25 protein-coding genes and 1 pseudogene are annotated in these 26553 nt (G+C 70.8%); 13 read left to right on the forward strand and 13 right to left on the reverse strand.

The annotated features are described in order from the left end of the window. Nucleotides 1–71 precede the first annotated feature (71 nt). From OG746_RS39835 to OG746_RS39850, 4 genes are all read left to right on the forward strand, one after another. A complete protein-coding gene (locus OG746_RS39835; RefSeq protein ID WP_266723637.1) occupies nt 72–1079 on the forward strand; it encodes an ABC transporter substrate-binding protein in 1008 nt (335 codons plus the stop codon). Next, on the forward strand, nt 1076–1912 hold the full coding sequence (locus OG746_RS39840) for an ABC transporter ATP-binding protein (RefSeq protein ID WP_266723639.1): 837 nt from the start codon (nt 1076–1078) through the stop codon (nt 1910–1912). Before OG746_RS39835 ends, OG746_RS39840 begins: the two co-directional genes overlap by 4 nt. Beyond that, entirely contained in the window at nt 1909–2733 is an 825-nt protein-coding gene (locus OG746_RS39845) for an ABC transporter permease (protein WP_266723641.1), read from the forward strand. Before OG746_RS39840 ends, OG746_RS39845 begins: the two co-directional genes overlap by 4 nt. 70 nt (nt 2734–2803) lie before the next feature. Continuing rightward, nucleotides 2804–3775 (forward strand): quinone oxidoreductase family protein, encoded by a 972-nt coding sequence (locus tag OG746_RS39850; RefSeq protein ID WP_266723643.1) that lies wholly within the window; start codon nt 2804–2806, stop codon nt 3773–3775. Between the two features lie 59 nt (nt 3776–3834). Here OG746_RS39850 and OG746_RS39855 read toward each other — a convergent pair whose 3' ends face one another. After that, nucleotides 3835–5370, reverse strand: a complete 1536-nt coding sequence (locus OG746_RS39855) for a carboxylesterase/lipase family protein (protein WP_266723644.1) — start codon at nt 5368–5370, stop codon at nt 3835–3837. A gap of 294 nt (nt 5371–5664) precedes the next feature. On the opposite strand from OG746_RS39855, the gene OG746_RS39860 reads away from it, so the two are divergent. Next, on the forward strand, nt 5665–7080 hold the full coding sequence (locus OG746_RS39860) for a carotenoid oxygenase family protein (RefSeq protein WP_266723646.1): 1416 nt from the start codon (nt 5665–5667) through the stop codon (nt 7078–7080). A 16-nt stretch (nt 7081–7096) separates the two neighbouring features. On the opposite strand, the gene OG746_RS39865 is transcribed toward OG746_RS39860, so the two are convergent. The 4 genes from OG746_RS39865 to OG746_RS39880 all read right to left on the reverse strand — a co-directional run bounded on the left by OG746_RS39865 (nt 7097) and on the right by OG746_RS39880 (nt 10095). Then, nucleotides 7097–7540: a PaaI family thioesterase gene (locus OG746_RS39865; RefSeq protein ID WP_266723648.1), complete on the reverse strand. Its 444-nt coding sequence runs from the start codon at nt 7538–7540 to the stop codon at nt 7097–7099. A 72-nt stretch (nt 7541–7612) separates the two neighbouring features. Beyond that, on the reverse strand, nt 7613–8311 hold the full coding sequence (locus OG746_RS39870) for an enoyl-CoA hydratase-related protein (RefSeq protein WP_266723650.1): 699 nt from the start codon (nt 8309–8311) through the stop codon (nt 7613–7615). A 58-nt stretch (nt 8312–8369) separates the two neighbouring features. Continuing rightward, nucleotides 8370–8963 (reverse strand): TetR/AcrR family transcriptional regulator, encoded by a 594-nt coding sequence (locus OG746_RS39875; RefSeq protein ID WP_266723652.1) that lies wholly within the window; start codon nt 8961–8963, stop codon nt 8370–8372. A 127-nt stretch (nt 8964–9090) separates the two neighbouring features. Then, a complete protein-coding gene (locus OG746_RS39880) occupies nt 9091–10095 on the reverse strand; it encodes a LacI family DNA-binding transcriptional regulator (RefSeq protein ID WP_266723654.1) in 1005 nt (334 codons plus the stop codon). Nucleotides 10096–10207: 112 nt separating this feature from the next. Between OG746_RS39880 and OG746_RS39885 the strand changes: the two genes are divergently transcribed. The 3 genes and pseudogenes from OG746_RS39885 (at nt 10208) to OG746_RS39895 (ending at nt 12514) form a co-directional block, all read left to right on the forward strand. Continuing rightward, a complete protein-coding gene (locus OG746_RS39885; protein ID WP_266723656.1) occupies nt 10208–11059 on the forward strand; it encodes a phytanoyl-CoA dioxygenase family protein in 852 nt (283 codons plus the stop codon). After that, a pseudogene (locus tag OG746_RS39890) lies at nt 11052–11834 on the forward strand (MFS transporter); the annotation flags it as partial. The gene OG746_RS39885 and the pseudogene OG746_RS39890, both read left to right, overlap by 8 nt. Continuing rightward, nucleotides 11813–12514 carry an MFS transporter gene (locus OG746_RS39895; protein WP_266723658.1) on the forward strand — a complete coding sequence of 234 codons (702 nt, stop codon included), beginning with the start codon at nt 11813–11815 and terminating at the stop codon, nt 12512–12514. The pseudogene OG746_RS39890 and the gene OG746_RS39895, both read left to right, overlap by 22 nt. Here the strand turns inward: OG746_RS39895 and OG746_RS39900 are convergent. From OG746_RS39900 to OG746_RS39930, 7 genes are all read right to left on the reverse strand, one after another. Beyond that, nucleotides 12466–13260 carry an SDR family NAD(P)-dependent oxidoreductase gene (locus tag OG746_RS39900; RefSeq protein ID WP_266723660.1) on the reverse strand — a complete coding sequence of 265 codons (795 nt, stop codon included), beginning with the start codon at nt 13258–13260 and terminating at the stop codon, nt 12466–12468. The genes OG746_RS39895 and OG746_RS39900 overlap by 49 nt on opposite strands. After that, the gene (locus tag OG746_RS39905; protein WP_266723662.1) at nt 13257–14249 is read right to left on the reverse strand and encodes a fumarylacetoacetate hydrolase family protein; all 993 of its coding nucleotides are present in this window, start codon (nt 14247–14249) and stop codon (nt 13257–13259) included. Before OG746_RS39905 ends, OG746_RS39900 begins: the two co-directional genes overlap by 4 nt. A gap of 92 nt (nt 14250–14341) precedes the next feature. Continuing rightward, nucleotides 14342–15280, reverse strand: a complete 939-nt coding sequence (locus OG746_RS39910; protein WP_266723664.1) for a VOC family protein — start codon at nt 15278–15280, stop codon at nt 14342–14344. 3 nt (nt 15281–15283) lie between these two features. Then, nucleotides 15284–16297, reverse strand: a complete 1014-nt coding sequence (locus OG746_RS39915) for an amidohydrolase family protein (RefSeq protein WP_266725702.1) — start codon at nt 16295–16297, stop codon at nt 15284–15286. Nucleotides 16298–16302: 5 nt separating this feature from the next. After that, nucleotides 16303–17445: an FAD-dependent oxidoreductase gene (locus OG746_RS39920; RefSeq protein ID WP_266723666.1), complete on the reverse strand. Its 1143-nt coding sequence runs from the start codon at nt 17443–17445 to the stop codon at nt 16303–16305. Nucleotides 17446–17501: 56 nt separating this feature from the next. After that, nucleotides 17502–18485, reverse strand: coding sequence for a cyclase family protein (locus OG746_RS39925; RefSeq protein ID WP_266723668.1), 984 nt, complete (start codon nt 18483–18485; stop codon nt 17502–17504). Next, entirely contained in the window at nt 18482–19483 is a 1002-nt protein-coding gene (locus OG746_RS39930) for a fumarylacetoacetate hydrolase family protein (protein ID WP_266723670.1), read from the reverse strand. The genes OG746_RS39925 and OG746_RS39930 overlap by 4 nt, the downstream gene beginning before the upstream one ends. A gap of 148 nt (nt 19484–19631) precedes the next feature. Between OG746_RS39930 and OG746_RS39935 the strand changes: the two genes are divergently transcribed. The 4 genes from OG746_RS39935 (at nt 19632) to OG746_RS39950 (ending at nt 23877) form a co-directional block, all read left to right on the forward strand. Then, nucleotides 19632–20570, forward strand: a complete 939-nt coding sequence (locus OG746_RS39935) for a LysR family transcriptional regulator (protein ID WP_266723671.1) — start codon at nt 19632–19634, stop codon at nt 20568–20570. A 100-nt stretch (nt 20571–20670) separates the two neighbouring features. Further along, nucleotides 20671–21444 (forward strand): IclR family transcriptional regulator, encoded by a 774-nt coding sequence (locus tag OG746_RS39940; protein ID WP_266723672.1) that lies wholly within the window; start codon nt 20671–20673, stop codon nt 21442–21444. A 122-nt stretch (nt 21445–21566) separates the two neighbouring features. Continuing rightward, a complete protein-coding gene (locus tag OG746_RS39945) occupies nt 21567–22562 on the forward strand; it encodes a PDR/VanB family oxidoreductase (RefSeq protein ID WP_524540527.1) in 996 nt (331 codons plus the stop codon). 97 nt (nt 22563–22659) lie between these two features. After that, nucleotides 22660–23877, forward strand: coding sequence for a cytochrome P450 (locus tag OG746_RS39950; RefSeq protein WP_266723673.1), 1218 nt, complete (start codon nt 22660–22662; stop codon nt 23875–23877). A gap of 21 nt (nt 23878–23898) precedes the next feature. Here OG746_RS39950 and OG746_RS39955 read toward each other — a convergent pair whose 3' ends face one another. Further along, entirely contained in the window at nt 23899–24948 is a 1050-nt protein-coding gene (locus tag OG746_RS39955) for a LacI family DNA-binding transcriptional regulator (RefSeq protein WP_266723675.1), read from the reverse strand. Nucleotides 24949–25210: 262 nt separating this feature from the next. Here OG746_RS39955 and OG746_RS39960 point away from each other — a divergent pair, with 262 nt between their 5' ends. Then, nucleotides 25211–26527: an ABC transporter substrate-binding protein gene (locus tag OG746_RS39960; protein WP_266723677.1), complete on the forward strand. Its 1317-nt coding sequence runs from the start codon at nt 25211–25213 to the stop codon at nt 26525–26527. The last annotated feature ends 26 nt before the right edge of the window (nt 26528–26553 follow it).

A 26553-nucleotide genomic window follows, 5' to 3' on the forward strand; every position in this document is an offset into this window, starting at 1 on the left:
ACAGTAACGTGCGCCAACTCGCGAGCCAGCACCCCGATGACCTGCCGAAAAGCGTCCACCCCGAGGTGACCATGCAGACAGCGTCCCGCCCGATTCAGCGCATCACCGGCTCCGCTTTCCTCACCGCCGCACTGCTGGCGGTGACCGCGTGCGGAGCGGGCACCACCGACGCCGGGTCCGGGCCGGGCTCCGGCGACAAGGCGGCCGGCCCCCGGATACGTATCGCGGTCGGTGTCGACGCCTCGTACGCTCCGTTCTTCGTGGCCGACGCCGAGGGGCTGTGGGCCAAGCACGGAGTGAACGTCGACCTCGTCCAGTTCGCCAAGGGCGGGGAAGGTGTCGACGCCCTCTCCGCCGGACAGGTCCAGATGGCCGGGAACTCCGACGCCACCACCATCGGCCTGCTCGGCCAGAACCCGGACCTGAGATCGCTCCTCGTGTACGAGAACTCGGGGCGGTACCTCAAGGTCGTCCTGGGCCCCCACGTGAAATCGCCCGACAAGATCCGGAAGATGGCCGTGGTCCCGGGCCTGTCCGAGCTGGCCGCCACACGGTTCCTCGAGTCCAAGGGCATCAAGCCCGGCTCGGTCGACCTCGTCACCTCCGATCCCGCCGAGATCCCGGCCCTCACCAAGAAGGGCGACGTCGACGCGTACGTCCTGTGGGAGCCCTGGCCGGCCAAGGGCAAGGAGCTGGGCGAGCGGATCCTGGAGACCACCGGCGACTACGGCCTCAGCTACCAGCACTGGCTGTTGTCGACCTCCCCCTGGCTGAAGGACCACAAGGGCACCGCCGCCAAGGTCGCCGCGGCCCTCGCGGACGCGGCCAAGAAAACGGAGAGCGACCCGGACGCCGCGGCGAAGGCCACCAAGGACGCCGCGAAGATCCCCACCGCCCAGACCCTGAACGCGGTGAAGGAGATCGACTTCGGCGTCCGCGACTTCACCACGAAGGACCTGAAGGGCTACGACGACACGGCCTCCTTCTACCTCGACACCGGCAAGCTCAAGGCCCGCCCCGACGTGCGCGGCGCCGTCCAGCACGGCTGGCTTCCCGACAACACGAAGGAATCCCGATGACCAAGGTGATCGAGAAGTCCACGGCCACGGGAGCGGCCCTGCGGGCCGAACGCGCCGGGATCTCCTTCGGCGACTTCCAGGCCGTCCGGAACATCGACCTCGACATCCCGGCCGGTGAATTCCTCTGCCTGCTGGGCCCGAGCGGCTGCGGGAAGTCCACGCTGCTGTCGGCGATGGCCGGATTCATCCAGGTCAGCGAGGGCACGCTGACCGCCGACGGCGCTCCCATCGGCGGCCCGGACCCCGAACTGGGCATGGTGTTCCAGAGCAGCGAGGCCCTCTTCGACTGGCTGACGGTGAAGCAGAACGTCACCTTCGGGCCCCGCATGCGCGGCCGTTCCCGAGCCGAACAGGACAAGGTGGCCGACGAGTTCCTCGGCCTGGTCGGGCTGCGCCACTGCGCGGACCGCTACCCCGGCCAGCTCAGCGGCGGCATGCGCCAGCGCGTCCAGATCGCGCGGGTCCTCGCCAACGAACCCGGCGTCGTCCTCATGGACGAACCCTTCGGCGCGCTCGACGCGCAGACCCGGCAGGTGCTGCAACAGGAGACGGCCCGCATCTGGCGGGCGTCCGGCTGCACCGTCGTCTTCGTCACGCACGACATCGACGAGGCGATCCTGCTCGCCGACCGCATCGCCGTGATGACGGCGGGCCCGGCGGCCTCGATCAAGTCCCTGTACACGGTCGACCTGCCGCGCCCCCGCGACGAGTCCGACCCCGCCGCCGTACGCCTGCGCCACAAGCTGCGCGACGACATCGGAGAAGAGGTCCGCAAGGCCATGCGCGACCAAGGGCTCGACGACCAGCTCGACGGAGAGGCGAAGGGCGCATGACGATCACCACGACGGAGGCCGCGGCCCCGACACGTACCCGCCCGCGCCGCACCAGCCGGGCGGGCGGACAAGGACTGCGCACCATCGGCCTGTACGTCCTCGCCGTCGTCGTCGGCCTGGGGGTCTGGCAGCTCGTCGCGATGAAGTACGGCCCCTCGCTGGTCGCCTCGCCGAGCCAGACCCTGTCGGCCGCGGGCGAGCTGGCGTCCGACGGCACGCTCGGCAACTCGGTCATCGCCTCCAGCCGCCGCATCCTGATCGGCTGGGGCCTCGGCGTCCTGGTGGGCGCCCCGATCGGCCTGCTGATCGGACAGATCAGGATCGTCCGGCAGCTCCTGGAGCCCTACATCGAATTCTTCCGCTTCATCCCGCCGGTCGCCTTCGTGACCCTGGCGGTGGTGTGGCTGGGCATCGGCGAGTCCTCGAAGATCGTCCTGATCTTCTACACGGCCGTCTTCATCGTCACCCTCAACACCAGTGCAGGCGTGATGGCCGTCAACGAGAACAAACTGCGGGCGGCGGCCAGCCTCGGCGCGAACCGCCGCCAGATCCTCCAGCGGATCGTGCTGCCGTCCACCGTCCCGTACATCCTCACGGGCGCCCGCCTGGCCATGGGCAACAGCTTCCTTACGATCGTCTCCGCCGAGATCGTCGCTTCCCAGGTGGGCCTCGGCTCCCTGATCTGGACGTCCCGGAACTACGGCCGCATCGACTGGGTCTTCGTCGGCATCATCACCCTTGGTGTGTTGGGTCTCGTCTACGACCGGGTGCTGCGCGTGATCGCGGTCCGTGTACTGCACAAGTACGGAGCTAAGGTGTGAGTGGGGGAACGGGGCGGGACGCGGTCACCAACGGAGACACCAACGGGGACACGAACGGAGAACACAGCACGTGAGCACCACCGCAACGACATCCCGAGCCCTGCTCCTGGAGGAGTTCGGCACCCTGCCGCGCCTCACGGAGCGGGCCGTGCCCGAGCCGCGCCCCGGGCACACCCTCGTACGGATGGCGGCGGCCACCGTCGCCCACCTCGACATGAACATCCTCGACGGACAGTTCGGCATCCTTCCCGAGCTGCCGTTCATCCCCGGTACCCAGGGCAGCGGCCACGTCGTCGCCTCGGACACGCACCCCGAGGGCGCGCTGGTCCGGCTTCGAGGGGAAGGGCTCGGCCTGAGCCGCGACGGTGCCTGGACGGAGCACGCGCTCGTGCCGGACGCCGCCCTGGAGCCCATGCCCGAGGGCACCGACCCCGCCCTCGCCTGCATCTACTTCTCGCCGGTCGGCACCGCCTGGGCGACCGTCCACGCCATCGCGCAGGTGCGGCCGGGGGAGCGGGTGCTGGTCACCGGTGCGTCCGGTGCGGTCGGTGCCATGGCCGTGCAGCTCGCTGCGCGCGCCGGCGCCGAGGTGATCGGTGCGGTCGGCCGTCCGGCGAAGCTCCCGCACGTGCCCGGGGTGGCCAAGGCACTGCTCGCCTCGGACCTCTCCGAGGAGACGATCGGCGGCAAGGTCGACGTGCTGATCGACACGGTGGGCGGCGAGATCCTGCGGAACGCCCTCACCCTGGTCCGCGGACGCGGCCGGGCGGCGCTCCTCGGCTACACGGCCGGCCGCGAACTCACCCTGGACCTCGCGGACTTCTTCCTCGCGGACGTCTCCCTGCTGCCCGTGAACATGATCTCGCGCGGCGAGGAGGTCGCCCCCGAGGTCCTGCGACTGCTGCCGGACCTGTCGTCGGGCGCGCTGTCGCTGCCGTACGAGCGGTACGGGATCGACGCGCTCGGCGAGGCGGTGGAGCGACTGCGCACGGGTGCGGCGGTCGGGAAGATCGTGCTCGACCTGGAGGGCTCCGGGAAGTAGGACCTGACGTACGGGAACGGGCCCCCTCCGATCGGAGGGGGCCCGTTGCGTATGCGGGGTCAGGACTGCGAAACGCCTGCCTGCGCCGCGAGTTGACCCGGATCGACCGGGAGCCAGTCGTAGTCGATGGAGTTCCAGAAGGAGCACTGGTGCTGGGTCGCGTACGCCCCGGACGTGAGGGCCTTGCTCTCACCACCGGGCAGCAGCGACATGTACTTCCCGGCCCGGTACGACGGCCAGGCGGCCTGTCCCGGAGTCGCGGGGTTCCCGTGCTTCACGAACGAGCCCCAGTAGCGCACCATCTCGTCGGACAGCTGCTGCTGCCCGGGTGACAGCTGCTTCGAGGCCGCCTCGGGCATCAGGTACGGCATCTCGGCGCCGTGCGAGGCACCCGGGTCGAAGCCGGCCGGCAGACCGCCCTTGACGGGCGGGTGCGGGTCGTCGAACTCGTAGAAATACGTGCGCGGTTGACGGCTCGCGGCCTGACCCGCGAGGTCGTGGTACTGGCAGCCTCCGAGCCCGTAGAACGAGCTGCTGTCGCCCCACAGATCAGCGAAGGCGTACGTCCCAGTGTACGAGTCGCCGTAGGCGCTGAACGGGTAGTGGGCGAGGACGGCGTCGGCCTGGTCACCGAACTCGATGCGGACCGCCTTCTCGTACTGCTCCTTCGTCGCCTTCGCGAACGGCAGCGCCCAGGAACGCACTTCGTCGCGCGTGTGACCGATGAGCAGGGGGACGTTCGCGGCCTTGCCCGTGCGGACGGCCTCGCTCGGCGGAATGGGCAGTTCGGGGCCGCCGGACACGGGTAGCGGTCCGCTCAGTACGCCTCCGGCGAACTCCCGTCCAGAGGCCAGCAGTTGATCGGCCGACTTGGACCGCAGGCAGGACGCGCTGTCCGCGGCGTTCGCACAGCCGGCCGCCGTCTCGTACTTCTTCCCTCGCGCGACGGCCTGCTGGGCCGTGAGGCTGGGGCAACCGCCGCTCTGGATGATCGCGCCGGAGAACAGGCCGCGGGCCGGCGGTGAGGCAAGGAGCGCGCAGACGGAATGACCGCCGGCCGACTGGCCGCCGATGGTCACCCGGCTCGCGTCGCCGCCGAAGGCGCCGACGTTGCGCTGCGTCCAACGCAGCGCAGCCTCCTGATCGAGCAGACCGTAGTTGCCGCCACCCTGCTTGCTCAGGCCCGGCAGATCGAGCCAACCGAACGCGCCGAGGCGGTAGTTGACGGTGACGACCACGACGTTGTTGGCCTCGGCGATCTGTGAGCCGTCCTCGTCGCCTCCCGACCCGCCGGAGAATCCGCCGCCGTGGATCCAGAACATCACCGGCAGTGGATGGTCCGTGCGCTTCGAGGGGGTGTAGACGTTGAGCGACAGGCAGTCCTCGCTCATCCCACGGCCGGCGTCGCCGCCGAACTGCATGCAACGCGGGCCGGGGGCCGTCGCCGGACGGGTCCCCTTCCACGAGGAGGCCGGGGCGGGCGGCTGCCAGCGCTTGGAGTCGACGGGCGGAGCCGCGTACGGGATGCCGAGGAATCGGTCGACGCCGTCCTTCGTGGCTCCCGCGACCCGGCCCTTGTCGGTGGGGACCGTCAAGGAGCGAGAGGCTGCGGAGGCGGGAACGGCGGATATAAGCGTGAGCAGCACGAACAGGCTCGCCAAGCCTGCAAGTCCTCTTCGGGCAAAGGAATGCACGGAACAACCTCCCAGGGGGCCGGAGCGATGGGCGAGGCCATGCTCCGTAACGCACGGCGGCCGCGCGACACTTCTGGCCCGCTCAGCGGACCGGATCGGGAACGGCCCGCCTCGATCGGGGGTCGACCCGGGCCCGCTTTCGGTAGAGGGTGGAGTCCTGGGCCACCCCCTGCCGGACCCGTCGAGGAGGCCGTCATGGCCGATCAGGGAAATCCGTATCTGCAAGGGCTGTTCGCGCCGGTGCGCGAGGAGGTCACCGCCTACGACCTGCCGGTGAGCGGGCGGATCCCCGAGGGGCTCGACGGGAGGTATCTGCGCAACGGGCCCAATCCGCTGAACCTCGACGACCCGGCGGCGTACCACTGGTTCACGGGGCCCGGCATGGTGCACGGGGTACGGCTGCGCGGCGGGCGGGCCGAGTGGTACCGGAACCGGTGGGTGCGCAACGACGCCATGGCCGCGACGCTCGGGGACAAGCCGCTGCACGGCCCGCGCCACCTCGACATGGACCTCGCGCCCAACACGCACATCCTGAACTTTGCCGGCCGCTACCTCGCCACCGTCGAGGGCGGAGCGCTGCCGTACGAGCTGGACGGCGACCTCAACACCCTTGGCCCGTACGACTTCCAGGGCACGCTGCCGGGCGGGCTCGCCGCGCACACCACCCTCGACCCGGTCAGCGGTGAGCTGCACGCGGTGGCGTACTGCTGGGCGTATCCGTATGTGCAGTACCTGGTGGTCGGGACCGACGGGCGGGTGCGGCGCAGGGTCGACATCCCCGTCGACGGGCGGCCGATGATGCACGACTTCTCGCTCACCGCCTCGTACGTGCTGCTGTACGACCTGCCCGTCGTCTTCAACCCGGACGTCGCCACGTCACCCTCGTCCCTGCCCTACATCTGGGACCCGGAGCGCAAGCCGCGGCTCGGCGTGCTGCCGCGCGAGGGGCGCGCCGAGGACGTGCGCTGGCTGGAGGTCGAGCCGTGCTTCGTCTTCCACCCCATGAACGCGTACGAGGACGGGGACGGGCTCATCACCGTCCATCTGGTGCGCTACGACCGGCTGTTCGCGGGGCGGGACAGCCGCGGGCCGGACGAGACGCCGCCACGACTCGTGCGGTGGACGGTCGATCTCGCCGCCGGGACCGTGCGCGAGGACGGCATCGACGAGCGGGCCGTGGAGTTCCCGCGGGTCGACCCGCGACGCGAGACCGGTGCGCACCGGTACGGCTACGGGGTCCTCGAACCCGTCGACGGGTATGCGGCCGAGCGGGCCCGCGTCCACCTGCTGTCGCCCACCTCGCCGGCGCCCGAGCTCGCCCAAGTCGGCGTCGGACTCGTCAAGTTCGACCTGGAGCGCGGCGGCAGCGAGGTGCATCGCTTCCATGCGGGCGGGGACGTCGGCGAGGGCGTGTTCGTGCCGTCGGCGGACAGCGACGCCGAGGACGACGGATGGATCCTGTCGTACGTCTTCGACCCCGAGCGCGGCGCCACGGACCTGGTGGTCCTCGCCGCCCAGGATCTGAGCGGCGGGCCCGTCGCGCGGGTGCATCTGCCGGTGCGGGTGCCGGTGGGGTTCCACGGCAACTGGGTTGCGGACCAAGAGAGTTGAGAACCGTCGCCGACGGCTAGAGAATCATGCAGGTGGTCGTGGCGTGGGCGATCAGCTTGCCCTGCTCGTCCAGGACCTTGCCCTCCGCGGTGGCGGTGCGGCGGCCGGCGTGGATGACCTTGCCTTCGGCGGTGAGGGTCTGGCCGTCGGTGCGGGCGGCGCGGATGTAGTTCACCTTGAGTTCGAGCGTGGTGTAGCCGGTGCCCGCGGGGAGCGTGGTGTGGACGGCGCAGCCCATGGCGGAGTCGAGGAGGGTGGCGGCGATGCCGCCGTGGACGGTGCCGAGGGGGTTGGCGAAGTCGGGGCGGGTGTCGAGGGAGGCGACGATGCGGCCGTGCTCGACCTCGTCGAAGTTCATGCCGAGCAGACGGCCGATGGAGGGGATGTCGGTGGGGCGTTCGGCCTGCACCCAGCGCATCAGTTCCAGGCCGGTCATGGCAGTGGGGTCGGTGGTCGTCACGGTGGTCGTTCTCCTTGTGCGGTGCGTGAAGCGTGGTGCGGGTGGCGCCCTTGCCCCGGGGTGCGGTCGTGGTCAGCCGAGCGGGTTGGTGGTGTCGCGCAGGGTGGCCAGGGCCGGGGCGTACATGCGGGCCTTGATGGTGCCGAGGGTGTCGCCGGCCTTGGTCACCTGTGCCTGGGCGAGTTCGATCGCGGCGGAGCGCACGGCGTCCTCGGGGACCGCCTGGTCGACGATGCCGGCGGCCGCGGCGTCGGTGCCGCCGTAGCGGTGGGCGGTGAGCATGGCCTCGTGCGCGGTCTGCGGGGCGAGGCGGGACTGGATCAGGGCGGCCATGCCGGGCGTGAAGGGGATGTTGATGTCCGCCTCGGGCAGACACCAGAACCCGCGGTCGGCCCGCATCACGCGGAAGTCGTGTGCGAGGGAGAACATGGCGCCGGCGGCGAAGGTGTGTCCCTGCAGCGCGGCCACGGTGATGACCGGCAGCGACAGCATCCGCGCGAACAGCTCGTGGACGGTGACGACGTAGTTCTCGTGCTGGTCGGCGTGCGCCAACACCCATTCCAGGTCGAGCCCGTTGGAGTAGAACTTGCCGGTGGCGGCGGTGACCAGCGCGCGCGGGCCCTCCGCCTTCTCCACCTCGTCGAGCGCGGCGCCGACGGCGGTGAGCCAGTCGGGGTGGAAGCGGTTCTCGCCGTCGCCGAGGTCGAGGACGAAGACACTGTCGTGACGGTCGAGCGAGGGCGTGACGGGCGTGACGGGCGTGGCGGTCATGGCGACTCCTTCGAGGTGTGCACGGGATGCGAGGTGTACGAGGTGGCGACGGGCCGGATCAGGTGTCGGGCCGCTCGCGCAGGGCGTACAGGAGGAGATCGTGGATCTCGGCGGCGGCCGCCTCGATCGGGGCGGTGCTCTGCTCGGCCCGGCACATGATGACCGCGCCCTCGACCGCGGCGATGATGAAGGCGCCCAGCCTGCGGCTGCGTTCCTCGGTCAGGCCGTGCCGGACGAAGAGCCCCGCGAGAGCCTCCTGCCAGCGGGCGAAGACGGCGGCGGCGGAACGGGCGAGCTGGGGCGCGTCGTCATTGGTCTCGACGGCCACCGCCACGATCGGGCAGCCGGCCCGGAAGCCGCTCTCCACGAGCCGCTCGCGCCACAGCACGAAGAACGCGTCGACGGCCTCCACGGGATCGTCGGCCTGCATCGCCGCGTCGATCAGTCCGGCGATGAAGTCCCCGGCCAGGGCCACCGCCTCGTCGATGAGCTGCGCCCGCCCGCCGGGGAAGTGGTAGTACACCGAGCCGCGCGGCGCCCCGCTGTGAGCGAGTACCCGGTCGACGCTGGTCGCGCTCGCCCCGTACTCGCGCAGCAGCGCGGCGGCGCTGAGGACCATCCGGTCACGACTGTCACTCTTGCGCGGGCTCACCTGTCCACCCCACCTCTGACGACGAGGCGCCCCACCGCCGAGCGGTGAGCTGCCTGGGCTACCTGTCAGTAACTTAAGGTGTATGACATAGAACAGGCAAGAGGGGATGGACGGCCGATCGGTCGGCTCAGGCCGTGCCGCGCTTCAACAGCCGGTGCGGCACGATCAGTTCCTGCGGAGGGACGTCGTTGCTGGGGCTGTAGATCCGGTCTGCCAGACACTGCAGGGACCGCTCGGCGATCTGCTGTTTGTCCGGCGCGATGGTGGTCAGGGGTGGGTGGCTGTAGCGGCCGTCCTCGATGTCGTCGAATCCGACGATCGCGATGTCCTCGGGCACGCGCAGGCCCCGTTCGTGCGCCACATGGAGGGCGCCCAGGGCGAGTTCGTCGCTGAAGGCGAACACGGCGTCGGGGACGGCCGGCCCGTCGAGCAGTTCGGTCATGGCGCGGGCGCCGTCCGCCCGGTGCAGCGCGGCCACGGGGCGCTGGGTGTCCGGGAGTTGGGGGAGTCCGGCCCGCTCCAGGGCCCGGCCGTGGCCCTCGGCGCGCAGTAGGGCCGTCCCGTTGTGCAGGTGCGGCTGCAGGCCGATGGCGGCGATGCGGCGCCGGCCGAGGCCGATCAGATGGCTGGTGGCCTCGTCGGCGGCGGTGACGTTGTCGACGGCGACGCGGTCGGCCGCGCCCCGCGGGCTGCGCTCGCCGAGCAGGACGAGCGGCACGGTCGGTGCGGTGGCGGCGAGTTCGGCCGGGTCGAGCGCCCAGGGGCTGATGATGAGCCCGTCGACGGCGCGCCCGCCGCCCTGGGTGAGCAGTCGGCGTTCGGCGTCGGCGTCGCCCCGGGTCTGGTCTATGACCACGGTCCAGGAACGGCGCTGGGCCTCGTCGACCAGGAGTCCGGCCAACTCGCCGAAGTAGGGCGAGTGCAGCTCGGGGATGGCCAGGCCGATGATCCCGGTGCGGCCCGCGCGCAGGCTGCGCGCGGCGAGGTTGGGCCGGTAGCCGAGCTCGTCGATCACCTCCTGGACGCGCCGTCGGGTCTCCGCCGCCACCGAGGCGGACCCACTGACCACATTGGACACGGTGCGCGTGGAGACGCCCGCCCGGGCGGCCACATCTTTCAGACGACTGCTCACCCGGTCATCCTTTCACGCGGCGCCCCCGGAAAACCGCTGCCCTGAGGGTATTGCAACGTTGCATTCATCGATGCAATCTAGTGGCGGAACTTCCGCTTGCAAGGAGGCAAGGATGACTGTGTCCGCATTCCCCGGCGTCAGCCCCGCCGATCAGGACGTCGATGTGACGCGGGACGTGGCGAACCTGTACGGGGACGGCATCACGGCGCGGAAGGGCGCCTTCGCCACGGAGTGGGCCGACCGGATGCGCGAGGACATCGAGGCCGCGTACGAAGAGGCGCGCTCCCGGCCGGGCGGCGCCGTGGGCCGCGGTCCGAACCGCTACTACGTGGAGATCCACCCCGAGCAGCTGCGCGGCTTCGTCGACCTCGTCGACCACCCGTGGGTGCGGTCGGTGGCCACCGCGGTCCTCGGCCCGGACTACCGCATCGTCGAACTCGGCTTCGACGTACCGCTCGAGGGCGCCGTGAACCAGCCCTGGCACCGCGACTTCCCCATCCCCGACGAGACGCGGAACGAACGCCGGCTGACGTCGCTCGCCTTCAACGTCACCGCCGTCGACACCGCCGAGGACATGGGCCCCTTCGAGATCGCGCCCGGCACCCAGTGGGACGACGAACCCGACTTCGAGCACGGGATGTTCCCGCCCCGCGAGCGCTTCGGCCGCTACGAGGAGCGCGCGGTGCGCAAGTACCCGCAGCGCGGCGACATCTCGGCCCGCACCGCGCTGACCATCCATCGCGGCACCAAGAACGAGTCGTCCAAGTCGCGGCCCGTGCTGATCCTCGGCCTCGACGGCCCGGAGTCGAACAACGGCGACCGGCACGACACCGCCGTCACCCGCACGTTCTGGGAGTCTCTGCCCGAGCGGGTGCGCCGCCACCTGGACTGCCCGATCGTCGACGAGCTGACGCCCGTCACCCAGAAGCACACCATCGAGGGTCTGGTCATGGGCGATGCCTGAGCCGGCCACGGAGGCGCACGGCCCCGCGGGCGGCGGACGCACCCCGGTGCTGGTCTACGCCGTCGCCGCCGTCTCGGCGCTTGGCGGTCTGCTCTTCGGGTACGACACCGGCATCATCTCCGGCGCCCTGCTGCACCTGCGGGAGGACCTCGACCTCTCCTCCCGCGAGCAGGAGATCGTCGTCAGCGTCATCCTGCTCGGCGCGATGGTCGGCGCCCTGCTCTCGGGGCGCGCGGCGGTACGGCACGGCCGGCGCAAGGTGGTGGCGACGGTCGCGGTGATCTTCGCCGCCGGCGCGGTCGCCGCCGCGCTCGCCCCCGATGTGTCGACGCTGATCGCCGCGCGCTTCGTGCTCGGACTCGCGGTGGGCGGCGCGTCCAACATGGTGCCCGTCTACATCGCCGAACTGGCGCCCGCGGCCGTACGCGGCCGGCTCATGGTGCTGTTCCAGCTGATGGTCGCCATCGGGCAGCTCATCGCGTACCTGTGCGGCTGGGCCCTGTCGGGCAGCGGCGGCTGGCGGGTCATGTTCGCCCTCGCCGTCATCCCCGCCCTGGCACTGGCCCTCGGCATGCTGCCGCTGCCGGAGAGCCCGCGCTGGCTCATCGAGCAGGGCAGGACCGACGACGCGGAGCGCACCCTGCGACGACTGCGGCCCGCAGGCGCGGACGTGGCCGCGGAGGCGGCCGAGATCGCCGCGGTGTCGAACAACACCCCTGCGGGCGGCGGTAGCTGGCGACAGCTGCGGCAGCGGTGGCTGCGCCCGGCCCTCCTGATCGCCCTCGGCATCGCGCCTTCTCCCAGCTCACCGGGATCAACGCCATCGTCTACTACGCCCCGACCATCCTCGACGACGCGGGCTTCGGCGACTCGGTGGCGCTGCTCACCGGCATCGGCATCGGCGCGATGCTCGTCGTGGCGGGCATCGTCGGTGCCATCGCGGTCGACAAGGCCGGACGGCGCCGCACGATGCTGTGGTTCCTGCCGGGCTCGGCGCTCGCCATGGTGGTGCTCGCGGCGGCCTTCGCGACCTCCTCCGGATCGACGGCCCAGCGCTGGACCGTGATCATTTCCCTGTTCGCGTACATCCTGTTCAACGGGGTGGGCATGCAGGCCGTCGTCTGGCTCATCGGCCCGGAGATCCTGCCGCTGGGCGTGCGCGGCCCGGCCACCAGCCTGGCTACGCTGTCCGTATGGGGCTTCGACCTCCTCATCGCCATGACCGCGCTGACGGCCATCAACACCGTCGGCCGCTCCGGCACATTCCTGTTCTACGCGCTGATGAACGTGGCCTGCATCGTCTTCGTCGCGCTGAAGGTCCCGGAGACGAAGGGCCGCAGCCTGGAGCGCATCGAGCAGGCGCTGCACAGCCCGCTGCCCTTCCGCCGGGCGCTGGACGACGACGGTCAGGGGTTGTCCGAGGCCTCGGACAGCCGCACGGGTGCGGTGGTGTGAGCGGCCGGTGTCCCCGGGCGCAGCGCGTCGGAGATGGACTTGGCGGCGCCGTGGGCCGTGTATCCACCGTCGACCGGGATCTCGGCGCCGGTGATGAACGACGACTCGTCCGACAGCAGGAACGTGACGAGCGGGGTGATCTCGTCGACCGTGCCGGTGCGGCCCAGCGGGGTCTCGCGCAGGTTGGCCTCGCGGAAGGCGGGGGCGGCCGACGCCGTCATCTCCGTCTCGATGAAGCCCGGATGGATCGTGTTGACGCGGATGCCGCGCGGGCCGAGTTCGAGTGCCGCCGTCTTCGACAGGCCGCGCAGCGCCCACTTGCTGGACGTGTACGCGACCGGGTAGTGGGCGGTGAGCGCGGCGGACGAGCCGACGTTGACGATCGAGGCGCCGGCGGGCATCAGCGGGGTGAGGTGCTGGATGCCGAGGAGCGGTCCGGTGACGTTCACGGCGTGCACGCGGGCGAAGTCCTCGGCGCGCACCTCGTCGAGGCGGGCGCGCCAGGTGATGCCCGCGTTGTTGACCAGGCCGTGGATGGGGCCGTACGACTCCCGTAGATCGGAGGCTAGTTGGGCCCATTGCGTCTCGTTGGTGACGTCGAGCGGGCGGATGCCGGGTCCCTCGGTCACGTCCGTCGCGATGACGTGGGCGCCCTCGCGGGTGAGGGCCGTGGCCTCGGCGGCGCCCTGGCCGCGGGCCGCGCCGGTGACGACCACGACCCTGCCCACCAGGCGCTTCGTTGTCACGGACGCTCCCGCGTGCGGCGGCGGCCGGCCGGGAGCGGCAGCGGGGCCGCGCCCTCGACGACGGTGTTGGAGAGGGTGCCGACGGCCTCGACCGTGAGGGTGACGGTGTCTCCGGGCTTCAGCGGCGGCGGAGTCTGTTCGCCGCGCCTGCCCCACAGTTCGGCGAGGCAGCCACCGTTGCCGCAGGTGCCGGAGCCGAGAATGTCACCGGGGCGGACGACGGTGCCGCGCGAGGCGTAGGCGACCATCTCCTCGAAGGTCCAACTCATGTTGGAGAGCAGGTCCTTGCCGATCGTCTCGCCGTTGACCTCGGCCGTCAGCGCCAGGCGCAGCAGACCGTCCGCGTCGCGGTACGGCTCCAGCTCGTCGGCGGTGACCAGGTACGGGCCGAGCGTGGTCGCGGTGTCCTTGCCCTTGCAGGGGCCGAGGCCGACCTTCATCTCGGCGGACTGGAGGTCGCGGGCCGACCAGTCGTTGAAGACCGTGTAGCCGATGATGTGCTCGCGGGCCTCTTCCGGAGTGAGGTCGCGGCCCTCGCGGCCGATGACGGCGGCGACCTCGAGTTCGTAGTCGAGGACGGTAGAGCCGGGCGGCATCGGGATGTCCTCGCCGGGGCCGTAGACGGCGTACGGGTTGGTGAAGTAGAAGGTCGGCGCCGCGTACCACTGCTCGGGTACGCCCGCGACACCGTCCACGGCCTTGCGCACACCCTCCACGTGTTCCTCGAAGGCGACGAAGTCCCGTACGGAGGAAGGCTGGAGGGGCGGCAGCAGCCGCACTTGGGAGATGTGCGGGCCGGGCGGTCCGGCAAGCGCGGCGGTACCGGCGTCGAGGAGGGACTGCAGGCCGCCAGAGGAGTGGATCAGGTCGGTGAGGGAGGTGACACCGGGCACCGGGTACAGGGTGTCGTCCTCCGTGACGACGGCGACGCGGGTGGGGTGTCCGTGTTCGTGTTCGTGCTCATACGTGGAGTAGGTGGCGAATCGCATGCGAGCTCCTGGCGGGCGCGACGGAACCGGGGCGCGGCGGGTGTGTCAGGGCATGGACAGGGCACCGCCGCGCCCCCGGAAATCGGGTGGGATCAGACCGGCGGGGCGATGAACACGCCGCGGTCGGGGTCGTTGAACGACTCCTTGGCGACGAGCTCGTTCATCGCGTTCGCCGTTCCCCACTGGTCGGTGACCTCGGGCTTCGAGAAGTCGTAGACGTGCGGGTGCCAGGTGTCCTCGTCGAGCAGCTCCAACTCCGTCGTGTATTCGACGGTGTTGCCGTGCGGGTCGAGGAAGTACGTGAAGGTATTGTCGCCCGCCATGTGTCGGCCGGGGCCCCAGATCTTCTTGAACCCGGCGCGCATCACGCGACCCGATCCGCGCATGTACTCGTCCAGGCCGCGCATCTCGAAGGAGACGTGGTGCAGCGCGGTGTGCGGGCCCTGCGCGATCGCCATCGAGTGGTGCTGGTTGGAGATCCGCATGAAGTGCATGACCTCGCCCATGTGCGGCGAGGACAGGGTGTCGGAGAGCGCGAAGCCGAGGTGGCGCTCGTACCACTCCCGGGTCTTGTTCAGATCCGGGGAGTTGAGGACGACGTGGGAGAGCTTGACCGGGATGGCCTCCTTCTCCTCGATCTTGCGGTGCCGGCGGACCTCGACGTCGGCGGAGACCTCGATGGTGCGCCCGTCGACGTCGAAGAAGCGGAAGCCGTAGCCGCCGCCGGGGGTGTCGACCTTGCCCGGCTGCGTAATCAACTGCACGTCACCGGCGAGGAGTTGCTCCGCGAGCGTGTCCACGTCCGCCGGGCTGGCGGCCCCGTAGGAGACGAGGTCGAGGCGCTTCTCGTCGGACTGGCGCAGGCGCACCACGTACTGCTCGGGGGAGCCCTCGGCGGCAAGGAAGGAGATGCCGGAGTCCTCGGCGACCTTGGACAGGCCCCAGACACCGGAGTAGAAGTCGAGCTGCTTGTCGTAGTCGGGCACGGCGAGGTCGACGTGCCGCAGGTGGGTGAGCAGACGATTGCTCATGGGTCAGTCCTTCCGGAGGCGGAGGAGGGCGGCCGCGGTGCCGCCGCGTACGGCGTGAAAGTCGGCGTCGGCGAGATCCGCCGCGCGCAGTGCGCCGACGGGGTCCTCGCTGCCCATGTCGAAGGGGAAGTCGGAGCCGAGCAGCACCCGGTCCGCGCCCGCGACCCGCACCAACTCCCGCAGTACGTAAGGGTCATGGACGAGCGAGTCGAAGTAGAGGCGGCGCAGGTACGCGCTCGGTTCCTGCGCGCACTCCTGGGCGTCGGCGCGCGCCCGCCACGCATGGTCGGCGCGGCCGATGTGGGTGGGCAGATAGCCGCCGCCGTGCGCCGCGATGATCCGCAGGCCGGGGTGGCGGTCGAGGACACCGGAGAAGATCAGGTGCGAGAGCGCGACGGCGTTCTCGGTGGGCTGGCCAACGGAGTTGGACAGGTACCACTGGTCGAGGCGTTCGTCGAGCGTGCAGCCGAAGGGGTGCAGAAAGACCAGCGCACCCGTCTCCTCGGCCCGTGCCCACAGCGGTTCGTACGCCGGGTCGGACAGCTCGCGGCCCGGCGCGTGGCTGGAGATCTCGACGCCGAGCAGACCCTGTTCGAGGGCGTGGTCGAGCGCGCGCACCGCCTGTTCGGGATGCTGGAGCGGTACGAGGCCGAGGCCCCGCAGTCGGTCCGGTGCGGCCGAACAGTGCGCGGCCGTCGCCTCGTTGGCGAGCCGGTACACCTTCTCCGCGGCCGCCTCGTCGGCCCAGTAGTGATAGTGGGACGGGGACGGGCTGACCAGTTGGACGTCCACGCCCTGCGCGTCCATCGCGGCCAGCCGGGCGGACACATCGGTGAGCCGGGCGAACCGCTCGCCGATCATCCGGCCGCTGACCTTGAGCGCGTCGGGGCCGTTGCGCCGGGCGTCCAGGGCCTTCGCCTCGGCGTGGCCCGGCAGGCCGTCCACGAGTGCCTCGATCTCGGGCAGCAGGACGTGGGCGTGCACGTCAATAGTCGGTGTCCCCGGAGGGGCAGTCACGTCGGTCACGGCAGCTCCCGCAGCATCGTCATCGTGCGGCCCATCAGGCCGGGCACATCCGCGTCGCGGACCCCGTCGAGCTGCCACTGGCCGATCTGCACGGACGCCTCAACGATCGGGCGCACACGTGCGATACGCCGCTCGTAGTAGGCCTGGAACAGCGCGTCGTCCCAGGTGTCGACGGCGCTCAGCATCTGGGTGAGCACCCAGGCGTCCTCCATCGACAGGGCGGCCCCCTGGGCGAGGGTGGGCGGGCAGCAGTGCGCGGCGTCGCCGACCAGGACGACCCGGCCGCGGTGCCAGGAGCCCTCGACCAGCATCCGGTCGAACCAGGTGTAGTTGACCTGCGCCGGGTCGGTGATGTGCGCGGTGATCTCCGGCCAGTGGCCGCCGTAGTGTTTCGCGAGCGAGCGCATCTCGTCGGCGTAGGAGTCCGCCGGGATGGTGGCCCGGTCGCGGTTGGCCTCGACGACGTACGCGTAGATCGTGGACTCGCTGGTCGGGCAGTATCCGGCGATGTAGGCGGGGCCGCCGTAGGCGAGGTCGGTGCGGGTCAGGCCGGACGGGCGCGGGGTGGCGACGCGCCAGATGGCCATGCCGGTGGGCTCGGGCCGGTCGGTGATGCCGATCGCGGCACGGGTGGCGGAGCCCAGGCCGTCGGCGGCGATCACCAGGTCGTAGCGGCCGTCGGTGCCGTCGCTGAAGCGTACGGAGACACCGGTGTCGTCCTGGTCGAGGGACTCGGCCCGGACGCCGAGCCGGACGGTGGCGCCGCTGGCGCGGACCGCGTCGATCAGGATCCGCTGGAGCTGCGGGCGCTGCATGCCGACGGTGGCGGGCAGCTCGTCGCCGCCGGTGCGCAGGTCCTCGCTGACGTGCAGGACGGTGCCGTCGGGGGCGGTGATGCCGACCGCGTCGAAGCCGTAGCCGGACCGCTCCACCTGCTCCCACACACCGAGTTCGCGCAGCACGCGCAGCGCATTGCCCTGGAGGGTGATGCCGGATCCTGCAGTGGCGTTCCAGTCGTCCTTGGCCTCGATCAGGTCGACCGCGATCCCGGCGCGGCGCAGCAGGATCGTCGCGGCGTTGCCGGCCGCGCCACCGCCGACGACGAGGACCGAGCGGGGACTGCTGGGGGTACTGCTCATGGTTAACTCCTGTGTTCCGTCGGCTACTTGACGGCAACTCGACGGCGACTTGTCGACTACTTGACGGCTACGGGGTTGACCGGGGAGCCGACGGCGCCGGTGATGGGCAGGGGAGCGGCGGTGAGCCAGAACTCGTAGGTGCCGTCCGCCGCGCAGTCCGCGGCGAGCGCGTCCGGGTCCCACATCTCGCCGATCAGCAGGCCCATGTTGGGGATGGCGACCTGGTGCAGCGGCTGGAAGGCGTGCTCGAACTCGTTGGGCCGCACCTCGAAGCCCCAGGTGTCGGTGGCGATCGCGGCGATCTCGGTGCGGTGCAGCCAGCCGGCCGAGGTGAAGGACAGGCCGGGGGCCGGGCCGCCCGCGTACTCGTTCCAGCCCTCGCGGCGGGCGCGGGCGAGCTGCCCGGTGCGCACGACGACGATGTCACCGCGTCCGACGCTCACCCCGTGGGCCTCGGCGGTCGCCGCCAGGTGCTCCTCGGTGATCGCGAACGCGTCGGGCAGCTCGCCGTCGGTGCCGATGACCCGGCCGACGTCGAGCAGGACGCCGCGCCCGGCCACGTACGGAGCCATGTGCTCGATGCCGGTGACCAGGTCGCCGTCGGAGGTGACGACCTTCTCGGCGGCGCGGCCGTTCCACGCCTTGCCGTGGTCGAAGATGTGGCCCAGGCCGTCCCACTGCGTGGAGCACTGCAGCGGCATGGCGATCACGTCGTCGGCGCCGCCCATGCCGTGCGGGAAGCCCTGGTTGGCGAGGGCCGCGTCGGTGCCGGTGTCGAGCATGGTGTGCACCGGGTTGGTGCGGCGCCGCCAGCCCTTCTGCGGGCCGTTCATGTCGAAGCTCTGGGCGAGCGAGAAGCTGGCACCCCGTCGTACGAGTGCGGCACCCTCGCGGCGCTTGGCCTCGTCCAGGAAGTTCAGCGTGCCGAGCCGGTCGTCCTCGCCCCAACGGCCCCAGTTCGAGTACGACTTGGCGGCGCGGGCCACCGCACCCTCCGGGTCGGTGCGGTCCAAGGACGCCGGCGTCCGCTCGGGGTTCACTCGGTCACCTCCGCCACACACCGGGTGCGCTGCGCGCCGAGCCCGGTGACGGAGCCGTCCATGACGTCTCCGTCGCGCAGCAGCCGACCCCAGTGCATGCCGTTTCCGGCGGGTGAGCCGGTCAACACCAGGTCTCCTGGCAGCAGTTGGGCGCTCTGTGAGGCGTAGGCCACCATGCGTGCCACGTTGAAGATCATGTCCTTGGTGGACTCGTCCTGCATGGTCTCGCCGTTGAGCTTCAGGGTGAGCTGCAGATCATCCGGGTCCGTGACCGATTCGGTGGGCACGATCCACGGGCCGAGCGGGGTGAATCCGGGTGCGTTCTTGCTGCGCAGCCAGTCGGTGCCGATCTGCGGCATGTCCCGGCGGAAGACGGTGGCGCGGTCGGTGAGGTCGTTGGCGATGGTGTATCCGGCGACGTACTCCAGGGCCTCCTCGACGGAGACGCCGTGGGCGGGCCTGCCGATCACGGCCGCCAACTCCAGCTCCCAGTCCGGCTTCCCGGCCCAGGAGGGCAGCACCACGTCGTCGTAAGGACCGGTGATCGCGCTCGGCAGCCCGATGAAGACGTACGGCAGGTCCTCCGTGGCCCGCCGGTCCATGATCTCCGCCGCCTCGGCGCGCCGCACGTCCTCCGGACGGTCGTCGCCCGGCGCCTTGTGCGCGACGTGCAGATCGATCACGTGCTGGCGGTAGTTGGCGCCGGACTGGAACACCTGGCGCGGCTCGACCGGCGCGTGCACCGAGAAGTCCGCGAGCGGCGTGCGCGCGACGGCGCCGTCGTCGGCCAGGGAGCGCAGCCGCGGCAGCACCGCGGCCCAGTCCTCCAGCAGCCGACGGGTCGTCAACCGGTCGTCGTCCAGGGCGATACGCAGGTCCACGACCCGCTCGTCGGGGGTGACCAGGGCGGGGAACTCCGGCCCGCCCGGAGTCGAGAGCGTGGCGAGCGCGAAGGGGCCGGCGAACGGCGCGGATGCGGGAGCGGGTTTCACGAACATGTCCTCCTGATTGCGGTGGTACTAATCTGGACCCGCCACCGGTGATCAGGGAAATAGATTCTGTGGATGCGGACTATCCGTTGGGTAAATTCTCCCTGGTCAGCACCGTCCGACCCCGAGCCCGAAGCCGTACAGCAAGGGAAAGCCCGTGAATCTGGCCCGTCTGGACCTCAACCTCGTCGTCGCCCTGCGGGCCCTGCTGGAAGAGCGCAACGTCACGCGCGCCGGACACCGCGTCGGGCTGAGCCAGCCCGCGATGAGCGCCGCGCTCTCCCGGCTGCGCCGCCACTTCGACGACGATCTGCTGGCCCGGGTCGGCGGCCACTACGAGCTGACCGCGCTCGGCCAGGTGCTGCTCGACCGTACCTCCACCGCCTACGACGTGCTGGAACGCCTCTTCGCCAGCCAGGCCACCTTCGACCCCGCACAGGAGAACCGCGAGTTCACGCTCGTCGCCTCCGACTACGCCGTCTCCGTGTTCGGCACCGCCCTCGCCCGCCACCTCCACGAGGAGGCCCCCGGCATCCGGCTGCGCTTCACACAGACCCCGACCACCGTGGTCGAGGACACGGCGACGCTGCTCAGCACCGTCGACGGACTGCTCATGCCGCACGGTGTCATCAACGACTTCCCCGCCACAGACCTCTACGACGACCGGTGGGTCTTCCTCGTCGCCGACGACCATCCGGATGTCGGGGACCGGCTCACCCTGCAGGACCTCGCGGACCTGCCCTGGGTCACCTATCAGCGCACCTACGACGCCCCGGCCGTGCGCCAGCTCGGCATGCTCGGCGTCGAGCCGCACGTCGAGGTCTCCGTCGACAGCTTCCAACTGCTGCCGCTCCTTGTGGCCGGCACCCGGCGCATCGCCCTCGTCCAGGCCCGGCTCGCCCGCCTGCTCGCGCCCATCGCCCCGGTCCGGGTCATGGAACCTCCCTACGAGGCGGTCTCCCTGCAAGAGGCGCTGTGGTGGCATCCCGTGCACACCCACGACGCCGCCCACATCTGGCTGCGGGAGACGGCCGCGCGGGTCGGGGCCGGGCTGCCCCGGTCGCAGGACGGTCCGCCGCTCAACAGCACAAAATGAACGGGGAGTTGGAAGTCGCGTGAGCGGAGAGCCGGAAGGGGCCACGTGAGCGGAGAGACGGAAGGAGCCACGTGACCGGAGAGCCGGAAGGAGCCCCCCGATGAAGCCACCCCACCGCGAGTCCGTCCTCTCCCGTGCCGCACGCATCCTGGGGGCCTTCAGCCAGGACGAACCGGCGCTGACCGTCTCCGAGATCGCCCGCCGCACCGGCCTGCACGTCGCCACCGCCTCCCGCCTCGTGGGCGAGCTGGTCGGGCACGGATTCCTGAGCCGCGACGAGGACCGTCGCGTACGGATCGGGGTCCGGCTGTGGGAACTCGTCGTCCGCGCCTCGCCCACACTGTCCCTGCGCGACGCGGCGATGCCGTTCATGGAGGGCGTGCACGACGTGGTGGGCCACCACGTCCAACTCGCCGTCCTGGACAGCGAAGAGGTGCTGTTCCTCGAACGCCTCTCGGCCCCGCGCTCGGTCATCAACTACACCCGCATCGCCGGACGACTCCCCCTGCATGCCTCCTCCAGCGGCCTGGTGCTGCTCGCCCACGGACCGGCCGCCCTCAAGGACCGCGTGCTCGCCGGCGAACTCGCCGCCTACACCGCCGCCACCCCGGCCACCCCAGCCGTGCTGCGGGCCGTCCTGGCCGAGGTGCGCCGGCAGGGCTACGCCTACTGCCCCGGATACGTCCACGAAGACGCCCTCGGCATTGCCGCCCCGGTGCGCGGCGCCGACGGCACGGTGGCGGCGGCGCTTTCGGTCATCGTCCCCAACGACCAGAGCGCACAGGCGGTCGTGCCCGTCGTCCGCACGGCCGCACGTGGTGTGTCGCGCGCGCTCGAAGCGGCCGCCGCCGCACCCGATACACCTGATGCGTGACGGACGTACGACGGTCAGGTGGAAGCGGTACGAAATCCGTCTCTCACTGGATGAGAAGGCCGTCGCGGTGCGACCGCCGCCACGCGCATCCTGCCTGCAATCCACAGACGGGAGGCGACGACGTGGTCGCACACCACCTGCTGCCTGAGATTGCCCGCGCCACCCCGACCCCCACCCCAGCCCTGACCCTGCGGGTGCGCGCCAAGGACACCGTCGCGGACGGCGTCGTGTCCCTCACGCTCGAGCGTCCGGACGGCACCCGGCTCCCGGACTGGACTCCCGGGGCCCATGTCGACCTGGTGCTGGCGGACGGGACGACCCGCCAGTACTCCCTGTGCGGCGACCGCTGGGACCCGTACACCTACCGCGTCGCCGTGCTGCGCGAGACCGCCGGGCGCGGGGGATCGGCGTATGTGCACGACCGCCTGGCGGTCGGCGACCCGGTCGGCGTCGGCGGCCCGCACAACCACTTCCCGCTGGCACCCGCGGACCGCTATCTCTTCATCGCGGGCGGCATCGGCATCACCCCGCTGCTGCCGATGGTCCACCAGGCCGAACTGATGGGAATCGACTGGCAGTTGCTGTACGGGGGCCGTACTCGGACCTCGATGGCATTCCGCGACCACCTCACGACCGCCTACGGCGAACGCGTCCACCTGTGCCCCCAGGACGAGTGCGGGCTGCTCGACCTGGACTCCTGGCTGAGCCGGCCGGAACCCGGCACCAAGGTGTACTGCTGTGGGCCCGCCCCGCTCCTGGCCGCCGTCGAGTCCGCCTGCGCCGCCTGGCCGCCGCACAGCCTGCGCACCGAACGCTTTACCGCTGCCGCCCCGGCCGAGCCCGTCCGCCAGACCCCCTTCGAGGTGGAACTGCGCCGCACCGGACGCACGGTCACCGTTCCGCCGGACCTCTCTGTGCTGCATGCCGTACGCCGTGCGGGAGTTGAGGTGCTGTCCTCCTGCGAGCAGGGCACCTGCGGCACCTGCCTGGTGCCGGTCCTCATGGGAACGCCCGACCACCGGGACGCGGTCCTCGCCGAGCACGAACGCGCCGCGGGTGACTGCCTGTTGCCCTGCGTGTCCCGCTCGCGCTCGGACCGACTCGTCCTCGACCTCTGAGGCCTCAGAGGTCCCAGAGGCTTCTGAGGTTTCTGAGGCCTCTGAACATCACCCGGGCCGACCGACCGACCGACCGAATCGCATTCGTGGAGCCGCCATGTCCGCAACAGCCGCCGCCCCCGCGTCGGTGCCGACCACCGACATCGACCCCTTCGCCGCCGAACACCTCGCCGACCCCGCCCCGTTGCACCGGGACCTGCGCTCCGCGGGCCCCGTCGTCCACCTGTCCCGCTACGACGTGCACGCCCTGGCCCGCTACGAGGAGGTGCACACGGCCCTCGTCGACTGGCAGACCTTCCAGTCCGGGGCCGGCGTGGGACTGGCCAACTTCCGCCACGAGAAGCCCTGGCGGCCGCCGAGCCTCCTCCTGGAAGCCGACCCGCCCCACCACGACGCCCCTCGCCGCGTACTGAGCGAGATCCTCTCCCCGCTCGCCCTGCGACGGCTTCGCGAGTCGTGGCAGAGCGTCGCCGACGACCTCGTCGACACCGTACTCGCCACCCAGGGAACGGAGTTCGACGCCTTCGAGGCGCTGGCCACGGCCTTCCCTCTTCGGGCCTTCCCGGATGCCGTCGGCCTGGGGCCCGACGGCAGGGAGAACCTGCTGCCCTACGGCAACATGGCGTTCAACGCCTTCGGCCCGCGCAACGAGCTCGTACGCGCCGACGCTGACCGTATGGCCGGTCTCTCGGCCTGGGTGAACGACCAGTGCGCCCGCGAGGCACTGAGCGAGGACGGCTTCGGCGCCCGCATCTGGGCGGCCGCCGACCGCGGTGACATCACCCCTGCGCAAGCACCTCTGGTGGTGCGCTCCCTGCTCACGGCGGGCGTCGACACCACGGTGCACGGCCTGGCCGCCACCCTGTACGCCTTCGCCACGCACCCCGATGAATGGCAACGGCTGCGCGAGCGGCCGCAGTTGGCGCGGGTCGCGTTCGACGAGGCGGTGCGCTGGGAGTCACCAGTGCAGACCTTCTTCCGCACCGCGACCACCGACGTCGAGATCGCCGGGGTCACCGTCCCCGAGGGCGGAAAGATCCTCATGTTCCTCGGCGCCGCCAACCGCGACCCGCACCGCTGGACCGACCCCGACCGCTTCGACCTCACCCGCGACCCTTCAGGCCACGTCGGCTTCGGCATGGGCCTGCACCAGTGCGTCGGCCAGCATGTGGCCCGCCTGGAGGCCGAGTGCCTGCTGACCGCCCTGGCCCACCGCGTGACACACCTGGAACTCGCGGCCCCGCCCCGCCGCCACCTCAACAACACCCTGCGCTCCTGGGCCTCCCTCCCGGTGCGGATCCGCCGCGCGACATGACACGTCCTACTGCATCGAGGCCTACCGCCCCTGCGGCGATGCCGTGCTGGCGCGCAGGACCAGGCGGGGCGTCATCGTGGTGCGCAGCGCCCGGTCCCGCCGCCGCTCCACACGTTCGATCAGCATCCGCGCGGCGGCCGCTCCCATCTCCTGCCCTGCCTGGTCGACGCTGGTCAGCTGGACGGGCGCCAGGGCGGCGAGTGCCGTGTTGTTGTAGCCGACCAGGGAGACGTCGTCCGGGATGCGCAGGCCGAGATCATGGGCGGCACGGTAGAGGCCCAGGGCCGCCACGTCCGCGCCCGCCATGACGGCGGTCGGCCGGTGCTCGCCCGTCAGCAGCGTGAGGCCGGCCTTGAAGCCGCCTTCGTCGGAGTAGGCGGCGTGGTGGACCTGGATGTGCCGCTCCAGGCCGTGCCGCCGCATCGCCTCCCCGTACCCGTCGGTCAGCGCGATCTCGGGGGTGCGCCGCCACTGCGCGGCCTTGTTGCCCGGCGCCGAGACAAGCGCGATGTCCCGGTGGCCGAGCCCGACGAGATGGTCCACCACGAGGCCGGCGCCGAGGTCGTCGGCGTCGGCCACTGTGTCGTGGCTGTCCGCGCCGTCGTGGTGGCCGATGACGACCGTGGGCGTCGCGGCGGCCGTGGTGAGGACCTCGGGGCGTGGCGTACCGGGCGCGATGAGGATCAGGCCGTCCATCTGGCGGTCCGTCATGGACCGGATGACACGGGCTTGTTCGTCCGGTTCGAAGCCCGCCGCGCCGATCAGCACCGTGTAGTCGGTGCGGCCGAGCTCCTCGCGGATGCCGTCGAGGATGTCGGCGAAGAAGGCGTTGCGTACGTTGTCGAGGAGCACGCCGATCGTGTACGTCCGACCGCGCATGCCACGGGCCGCCGCGTGCGGCCGGTATCCGAGCTCCGCGATCGCCGCGCCCACCTTCTCCCGCATCCCCGGGCTCACGCCGTAGGCGTTATTGAGCACCTTGGACACGGCCGTGGTGGACACCCCGGCGCGCCGGGCGACGTCGTTGATCGTCACGCGCTTGTTCGGCCTGGGTGTCGCGGCCCCGCTCATCGTCAGTACTCCGGATCTCGCGGCGTGAAGGGTAACGATTCACAGAATGCCACACCCGTGTCCCCACGTCTCCCTCCTGGGGCATCGACGTTACGGCTGAATGTCTTGACTGACACGGGAGTTGCGTGCAGGGTGATGCCCACTCGCAATGGGGAACGTTTCACACTCCCCGCCGTGGCCGGACGGCTTCCGCTCCATGCGCCGCTCCGTGCCCGAGCTCACCTCTCCGCTTCGCTGATTCACTGACTTCTGGGAGTGAACCGTGTCTTCCCGTACCCCCGTTGCCCGCCGCATGCGCCTGAGCCTGCTCACCGCCGGCGTCGCCTCGATGTCCCTGCTCGCGACCGCCTGTGGCGGCAGCGGTGGCGGATCCTCGGCCGCGCCGAAGGAGTTCGACTACCTGAGCGTCACCGAGAACACCACCGTCAAGACCGCTCTGAAGTCCCTGTCCAGGGGATCCTGCAAGTCCGCCCAGCAGGCGCTGCCGCTGAAGGTGGAGACGGTGCCGCAGAGCAGCCTCGACCAGAAGCTGCAACTGCTGGCCGGGCAGAACGCCCTTCCCGTTCAGTTCGCCGCTGGCAACGCACCTGCGCTCACGCAGCAGTTGGCGAAGTCGGGCAAGGTCGCCGACCTGGAGAGCCAGCTGAAGAAGCTGGGTGTTTACGACCAGTTGGAGCCGGCCGCCGTCTCCACCATCAAGGCGCTGTACGGCGACAAGCTGGATGTCCTGCCGTACGAGTACAACATCGAGGGGATCTTCTACAACAAGAAGGTCTTCAAGGCGAACGGCATCGAGACGCCCGGCACCTGGGCCGAACTGCGCTCGGCGGCCGCCAAGTTGGAGGCCAAGGGCATCCAGCCGTTCGCCGCCTCAGGACAGCAGGGCTGGCCGCTGACCCGCCTCATCAGCGGCTACCTCTACCGCAGCCTCGGCCCCGACGCGCTGCAGAAGGTCGCCGACGGCAAGGCGAAGCTGACCGACCCCGCGTACGTGAAGGCCGCCCAGGAAGTCGCCGAGCTCGGCAGGAAGGGCTACTTCGGCAAGGGTGTCGGCTCCATCGACTACGACACCGCGATGAACCAGTTCCTGGCCGGCAAGGCCGGCATGTACTACATGGGCAGCTGGGCCCTGGCCAACATCTCCGACGCCAAGCAGAACAAGGTCGGCGCCGAGAACGTCGGCTTCCTGCCGTTCCCCGCCGTCTCCGGCGGCAAGGGCTCGGTCGACCAGTACCCCTCCAACGTAGGACTCGGCATCGCCCTCAACGCGAAGTCCTTCGACAAGAAGACCAGGGACTGGGTCTCCTGCATCGCCAAGAACTACGGCAGCACCGCGCTCAAGGACCACGGCACCATCTCCGGATTCAAGGTCAACGGAGAGGTGAAGGACACCAACACGGTCACCACCCAGGTCCGGGACACCGTCGGCTCCTCGAAGCAGAACGTGCTGTGGTTCGAGGCCCTGTTCAGCACGAAGGCGACCACCGTCAGCCAGACCAACGCGGCACGCCTCGTCACCGGAAGCATGAGCCCGAAGCAGTTCATGCAGACCGTCCAGGACGCGCTCGCCGCGAAGTGACCGGCCCGGAACGCCTCTACGGAGGC

It is taken from the genome of Streptomyces sp. NBC_01016 (assembly GCF_026341035.1).
Classification (GTDB): Bacteria; Actinomycetota; Actinomycetes; order Streptomycetales; family Streptomycetaceae; genus Streptomyces.

What these genes read in the sequence shown, in the direction of transcription:
- OG746_RS39950 (WP_266723673.1), top strand. Translation starts at nt 22,660, where the DNA reads ATGTCCGCAACAGCCGCCGCCCCCGCGTCGGTGCCGACCACCGACATC.
- OG746_RS39870 (WP_266723650.1), bottom strand. Translation starts at nt 8,311, where the DNA reads ATGACCGCCACGCCCGTCACGCCCGTCACGCCCTCGCTCGACCGTCAC.
- OG746_RS39920 (WP_266723666.1), bottom strand. Translation starts at nt 17,445, where the DNA reads ATGAGCAGTACCCCCAGCAGTCCCCGCTCGGTCCTCGTCGTCGGCGGT.
- OG746_RS39930 (WP_266723670.1), bottom strand. Translation starts at nt 19,483, where the DNA reads ATGTTCGTGAAACCCGCTCCCGCATCCGCGCCGTTCGCCGGCCCCTTC.
- OG746_RS39885 (WP_266723656.1), top strand. Translation starts at nt 10,208, where the DNA reads ATGACTGTGTCCGCATTCCCCGGCGTCAGCCCCGCCGATCAGGACGTC.
- OG746_RS39860 (WP_266723646.1), top strand. Translation starts at nt 5,665, where the DNA reads ATGGCCGATCAGGGAAATCCGTATCTGCAAGGGCTGTTCGCGCCGGTG.
- OG746_RS39940 (WP_266723672.1), top strand. Translation starts at nt 20,671, where the DNA reads ATGAAGCCACCCCACCGCGAGTCCGTCCTCTCCCGTGCCGCACGCATC.
- OG746_RS39840 (WP_266723639.1), top strand. Translation starts at nt 1,076, where the DNA reads ATGACCAAGGTGATCGAGAAGTCCACGGCCACGGGAGCGGCCCTGCGG.
- OG746_RS39905 (WP_266723662.1), bottom strand. Translation starts at nt 14,249, where the DNA reads ATGCGATTCGCCACCTACTCCACGTATGAGCACGAACACGAACACGGA.
- OG746_RS39910 (WP_266723664.1), bottom strand. Translation starts at nt 15,280, where the DNA reads ATGAGCAATCGTCTGCTCACCCACCTGCGGCACGTCGACCTCGCCGTG.
- OG746_RS39955 (WP_266723675.1), bottom strand. Translation starts at nt 24,948, where the DNA reads ATGAGCGGGGCCGCGACACCCAGGCCGAACAAGCGCGTGACGATCAAC.
- OG746_RS39835 (WP_266723637.1), top strand. Translation starts at nt 72, where the DNA reads ATGCAGACAGCGTCCCGCCCGATTCAGCGCATCACCGGCTCCGCTTTC.
- OG746_RS39845 (WP_266723641.1), top strand. Translation starts at nt 1,909, where the DNA reads ATGACGATCACCACGACGGAGGCCGCGGCCCCGACACGTACCCGCCCG.